At 49.2% G+C, this 5,210-nt stretch carries 7 protein-coding genes and 1 other annotated feature; all 7 genes read right to left on the reverse strand.

The window, feature by feature from the left end:
• Positions 1-126 precede the first annotated feature (126 nt).
• Positions 127-918, reverse strand: a complete 792-nt coding sequence (locus QZ105_RS10080) for an RNA methyltransferase (RefSeq protein ID WP_293729793.1) — start codon at positions 916-918, stop codon at positions 127-129.
• Positions 919-1,037: 119 nt separating this feature from the next.
• Positions 1,038-1,964 carry a hypothetical protein gene (locus QZ105_RS10085; RefSeq protein ID WP_293729794.1) on the reverse strand — a complete coding sequence of 309 codons (927 nt, stop codon included), beginning with the start codon at positions 1,962-1,964 and terminating at the stop codon, positions 1,038-1,040.
• A gap of 70 nt (positions 1,965-2,034) precedes the next feature.
• A complete protein-coding gene (gene rplT / locus QZ105_RS10090) occupies positions 2,035-2,388 on the reverse strand; it encodes a 50S ribosomal protein L20 (RefSeq protein ID WP_293729795.1) in 354 nt (117 codons plus the stop codon).
• Positions 2,389-2,415: 27 nt separating this feature from the next.
• Positions 2,416-2,613 (reverse strand): 50S ribosomal protein L35, encoded by a 198-nt coding sequence (rpmI, locus tag QZ105_RS10095; protein WP_009145115.1) that lies wholly within the window; start codon positions 2,611-2,613, stop codon positions 2,416-2,418.
• A 17-nt stretch (positions 2,614-2,630) separates the two neighbouring features.
• Positions 2,631-3,134, reverse strand: coding sequence for a translation initiation factor IF-3 (gene infC / locus QZ105_RS10100; RefSeq protein WP_293729796.1), 504 nt, complete (start codon positions 3,132-3,134; stop codon positions 2,631-2,633).
• Positions 3,135-3,188: 54 nt separating this feature from the next.
• Positions 3,189-3,295, reverse strand: a sequence feature (ribosomal protein L20 leader region).
• 45 nt (positions 3,296-3,340) lie between these two features.
• Positions 3,341-3,826: a ferritin gene (locus QZ105_RS10105; RefSeq protein WP_293729797.1), complete on the reverse strand. Its 486-nt coding sequence runs from the start codon at positions 3,824-3,826 to the stop codon at positions 3,341-3,343.
• 183 nt (positions 3,827-4,009) lie between these two features.
• A partial coding sequence (gene thrS, locus QZ105_RS10110; protein ID WP_293729798.1) for a threonine--tRNA ligase occupies positions 4,010-5,210 on the reverse strand: 1,201 nt, incomplete at its 5' end.

Consider the following 5,210-nt stretch of genomic DNA (forward strand, 5'->3'; position numbering starts at 1 on the left):
AGCGAAACGCGGCAGATTTACAGTCTGCTCCCTTTAACCACTCGGGAACCTCTCCATAGTCAACAAAGATATTATATTACAGCCTACCAGCTTTGTCAAGGATTTCCCGCATTCCAGCAAAAATATTTAGCTCATTTGTCTGCGCAGAGCCTCAAACATCACAATTCCAGCAGCCATAGCCACATTCAGCGATTCGGCCCGCCCCTGCATGGGAATGTACACCCGCTTATCCGCCGCAGCCAAAAGCCCTGCGCTGACGCCATTGGCCTCGTTGCCCATGACAAAGGCCAGACGGCCGCTTAAATCAGCCTTGTACAAATTATCCGCTCCATCCAGACAGGTCACCAGCAGCTGATAACCGGCCCTGCGCACACTGCCGACCAGCTCCTCCTCGCCAACGCCAGCCAGCACTGGCAGATGGAACAGCGAGCCCATGGAGGAGCGCACTGCTTTCGGAGCGTAAATATCAGCGCAGCCCTTCAGCAATATTACGCCGCCAATACCGGCAGCGTCGGCTGTACGCAGCATGGTTCCCAAATTGCCCGGGTCCCCCACTCTGTCCAAAACCAGCAGCAGCTTGCCGCTGGCCACCAGCTGTTCCAAGACAGGGCTCTGCATAGCGCAGACAGCAATGATTCCCTGGGGCGTTTCCGTGTCGGCAATTTTTTTCATCACACCGTCGCTGACGCAATACAGCTTAATTCGCTGCGCCGCCGCGCGCTCCAGTACAGCGCGTGTTCTGTCGTCCTCTATAGCCGTGTAAAAAATGCTCTGCGCCGCCCGCGCCGCTACTGCTTCCTCCACAGTACGCAGGCCCTCGGCTAAAAACAAGCCCTGCTGCTGGCGGTATTTTTTTTGCTTCAATTCGGCAGCCGCCTTTACCAGCGGATTATGAATACCTGTAAGCTCCATCGACATTCTACTCCTCTTTTGCCCAGCCAATTATCAACCGCCGAAACGGCCATATTTTCACTAATAAATCAGCTCGTCCGCTTAACATCGTTTACATTATACCTATCAAATGCGCCGGCGTCAAATCAGGCATGGATAACTATAAAGAAAGCCGTAAAAAGCGCTACGCTGATAACGATAGTCAACGAATTAAACAGGCTTGCCAGCTGCACATTGCCGCCCAGCTTTTCCACAAATATTGGGCCGATGATAGTGCAGGGAGCCATAATAGCCAGGGCCAGCACATAATTAACCTCTGCCGAAAAGGGGGCAAAATACAGGCAGGCGGCAGCGAAAGCCAGACTGACGCCGTACCGCCACCCAAAAATCTCCTTAATATAGCCCAGGGATTTTTTATCCAGCTTAATTTCAAACATCATGCCAATCATCAGCATGCTTAAAAACGGATTGGCAGCGCCCACCAGCTGCGTAAAGGTATAGACAGGCGCAGGAAAATGTACGCCCAGCAGCGACAGCGCCAGCATAATATTGTAAATCATAAAAGGCGCCGAATGCAGCAGCTTATCCACGATGCTGCGCAGGCTGAAGCTATCCTTATGGCCGTCGGCATAGCAGATGCAGGAAGCGGTCAAAGCGTAGGTCAGGCCCGTACACATAATGGAATTACCCACGTCGAACATGCAGATGGCAATAACGGCAAAGGGGCTTAAAAACGCCTGTACAAACGGCATGGAAAAGCAACCGATATTATAGCCCGCCAGGCTGAAAATATAAAAAATTTTAGCCGCAGGCGTTTCACGCCGCGTCAGCAGCAGCGCTGTCAACATCATCGCCACATTCATTATCAAGCCTAAAAACACGGCGATAATCAGCGAATAGTCCATTTTAAAATGGGCGAAGCTGCTGATAACGGCGCAGGGCAAAGTAATATTTAAAATAATTTTTGCCACCAGCTGATAATCCTGTGGTGCAAAAAGGCCTTTTTTCTTGCAGGCATAACCTACAACAATGACCAAGATAAAAGCTGCGGCCTTGCTTAGAACCTCAAGCATAAATTACCTCAAACAGAACGTATAAAAGCCTGCCCCACCGGGAGCAGGCTTTTAGTTGTTGAAAAATATATTACAGAGCGGCTTTAGCGGCTTCCACTAACTTAGCGAAAGCAGCTGCGTCATTGATAGCCATATCAGCCAAAACCTTGCGGTCCATAGCAATACCGGCTTTGGTCAGGCCGCAGATGAAACGGCTGTAGCTCATACCGTTAGCGCGGGTTGCAGCGTTGATACGAGCAATCCACAGACGGCGGAATTCGCGTTTTTTAGCGCGGCGGTCGCGGCGAGCGTAGGACAGAGCTTTCATTACCAGCTCGTTAGCTTTTTTGAATTGCTTGCTGCGAGAACCATAGTAGCCTTTAGCTAATTTCAGAATGTGTTTATGACGACGATGAGCGGTAACGCCCACTTTAACTCTTGCCATTGTTAATATCCTCCTTTAATCTCTTGCTTATGCATACGGCAGCATTTTTGCTACGTGTTCTTTATCAGTCTTGTGAACCAAAGCTGCTTTGCGCAGGTTTCTCTTACGTGCAGGAGATTTATGTTCGAGAATATGGCTCTTAAAGTTTTTAAAATGTTTGAATTCACCAGAAGCGGTTTTCTTAAAGCGCTTTGCAGCAGCTCTGCGGGTTTTCATTTTCGGCATAATTATTTCCTCCTCTATTATTTAGCAGGTTTAGGCGCAACAATCATAATCATGTTTTTGCCTTCTAATTTGGGCACTCTTTCCACAACGGCAATTTCTTTAAGCTGCTGTGCCATTTTATTCAGCAGCACTTCGCCAAGCTCAGGATGGGACAGCTCACGACCGCGGAACATGATGGTAACCTTTACTTTGTCGCCATCCTCCAGGAAACGAACCGCATTCTTATACTTGACGTTAAAGTCATGGTCCTCGATACCGGGACGCAGCTTTACTTCTTTAATGTCGAAGGTTTTTTGCTTTTTACGGGCTTCCTTTTCACGTTTTTGCTGCTCGTAGCGATACTTGCCGTAATCCATAATCCGGCACACGGGCGGCTTCGCCGTAGGAGCAATCTCAACCAGGTCCAAATGTTTTTCCACTGCAAGCTGCAGCGCAGCACGGCTGGACATAATGCCAAGCTGTTCGCCGTCTCCGGCTATAACACGCACTTCACGCGCACGAATTTCTTCATTGATACGCAAGCTTTCTTTTGCTATGACAATTCACCTCCAGGAACACGGGGTAAGCTTACTGCTTACAAAAAATAAAAGCGGGCAGAATAAATCCACCCGCGAAAATATCATATCCAACCCTGTCGAGCTTTAACCGCAAGGTGAGAAGCGGGAGGCTTCTGCTTTATTACTCGAATATGATACCACAATGTAATGTTTGTGTCAATAATTATTTATTATTTTCTTGCGCCCAGCTGGCCGTCGATAATCATCAGGCCGCCCATGTGGTCGCCGGCCATTTCCAATTTAGCCACGATATCGGAAGCGTTGGCTTCTTCCTCAACCTGCTCGGTAATGAACCATTGCAGTTCAACCTGAGCGGCGTAATCCTTTTCTGCCAAAGCAACCTCGTACATTGCATGAATGCGGCTGGTAACGTATTTTTCATGAGCCAACACTTTTTTGAACAGCTCCAGCGGAGTGCCGTAATCGGCTGCAGGTGCTTCCACCGGCAGCAGCACCGGTTTTGCGCCGCGCTCCTGCATAAATTTCAGCAGCTTTAACGCATGCTCGCGCTCTTCTTCATACTGCACATACAGCCATTGAGCCATACCCTTAAAATTCTTTGCTTCCATGTCCATGCTCATAGCTAAATACATATAAGCGGAATAAAATTCAGCCTGAATTTGTTCATTATAAGCCTTAAAAACTTTCTCGTTCATAATCTTTGCCTCCTTCATCAATGAAGCGTCAGCTTCTATGCTTATATTATAGCACAAAATGCGGAAAACTATTATTAAAATTTTGTGAAGAAAGTTGAGGAATTATAGACTTCACCCAACTGCCCAGCAGCCGGTGAAGTCTTATTTTTTATTCGTTATCAAAGCTCAAGCTCTTGCCCAGCCTTATTCTTTTGCTTTGGAAGCCACAACCTCTTTCAGAATTGCGGCAAATTGCTCAAACGGCATAGCGCCCAGGTCGCCCTTAGCGCGATGACGCGGAGAAACGGTGCCGTTTTCCATATCGCGGTCGCCAACGACCAGCATATATGGAACCTTTTCCATCTGACCCTCGCGAATCTTCTTGCCAATCTTTTCATTGCGGGCGTCCACGCTTACGCGGTAGCCGTTTTCCTCCAGCTTGCGCGCCAAGTCATAGCAATAATCCACAGCACGTTCGGTTACAGGCAGGAAGCGCACCTGCTCCGGAGCCATCCAAGTAGGCAGCGCGCCGGCGTAGGTTTCAATCAAATAAGCCAGGGTACGCTCATAGCAGCCCAGGGAGGTACGGTGAATGATGTACGGCAGCTTCTTCTGTCCGTTTTCATCAACATAGTACATACCGAATTTTTCTGCCAGCAGCATATCGATCTGAATGGTTACGATGGTATCTTCCTTGCCGAAAACATTATGGAATTGGATATCCAGCTTCGGGCCGTAGAAGGCGGCTTCATCAAAGCCAATTTCATAATTAACGCCCAAATCGTCCAGAATCTGGCCCATTACGCGCTGCGCCTCGTTCCATTGCTCGGCAGTGCCCTCATATTTATTATTCGGGTTGGCAGGATCCCACTGAGAGAAGCGGAAGGTGCATTTATCCAGCATACCCACAGTCTCCAGGCAATACTTGGCCAAATCCAGGCAGCCCTTGAACTCTTCCTCCAACTGATCGGGACGCAGAATTAAATGGCCTTCGGAAATGGTGAATTGACGCACGCGGATCAAACCGTGCATTTCGCCACTGTCCTCGTTGCGGAACAGGGTCGAGGTTTCGCCCAAACGCATGGGCAGCTCACGATAAGAGCGCTGACGGTTGAGGAATACCTGATACTGGAAAGGACAGGTCATCGGACGCAGCGCAAAGCATTCCTTGGTTTCGTCGTGCGGGTCGCCCAAAATAAACATGCCGTCCAGATAATGATCCCAGTGGCCGGAAATGCGGTACAAATCGCGTTTCGCCATCAGCGGGGTCTTGGTCAGCAGATAGCCGCGCTTTTGCTCGGTATCCTCAACCCAGCGCTGCAGCAGCTGAATTACACGAGCGCCCTTCGGCAGCAGGATAGGCAGGCCCTGGCCGATATAATCAACGGTGGTGAAATATTCCAGC

The sequence above is a fragment of the uncultured Phascolarctobacterium sp. genome (genome assembly GCF_905212365.1).
Classification (GTDB): Bacteria; Bacillota; Negativicutes; order Acidaminococcales; family Acidaminococcaceae; genus Phascolarctobacterium_A.